Annotated in this window: 1 pseudogene; it reads right to left on the bottom strand. The window is 62.3% G+C overall.

What is annotated here, in order from left to right:
- Positions 1 to 438: pseudogene (locus EOA22_RS37155) on the bottom strand (DNA helicase); the annotation flags it as partial.

Genomic DNA, 438 nt, shown 5'->3' with positions numbered 1-438 from the left:
CGAGACACCTCACCTAGGTTGGCGCCGGCCGCTTCGGGCAGCGTCACTTCCAGCCAGGCGAGGAACTGATCGAGGTTCTGCAGCCCGAACTGCGCCGCAGCCTTCACCCAGATCGAACGCAACAGTACGACCAGCGGACTGTGGACGACACCGGCTGTATCCTCAGCCTGTAGCCGACCAAGCAGGTTATTATAGTCCTGTGCCGCCGTCTGTATTTGATTCAGCTGCTCGTTGCGGTGGCTCGGCGCCGTGGTTGAAGGCGCCTCGGGCACGGCTACCAGCGTCATGCCCTCGATTGATTCAGCCGCCCCCGGCCGCCCGGCTCGACCTGCTAGGTTACGGAACTCCGCAGTCGACATCGGCACGACAATCGCTTGTTGCGCCTGCGCATCGAAGCTCCTTCTCTCGAGGCTGGTCAGGAATATGATGTCGAACGGC

It is taken from the genome of Mesorhizobium sp. M7A.F.Ca.US.014.04.1.1, assembly GCF_003998745.1.
Lineage (GTDB): Bacteria > Pseudomonadota > Alphaproteobacteria > Rhizobiales > Rhizobiaceae > Mesorhizobium > Mesorhizobium ciceri.
This window is presented reverse-complemented; position numbering and strand designations above follow the sequence as displayed.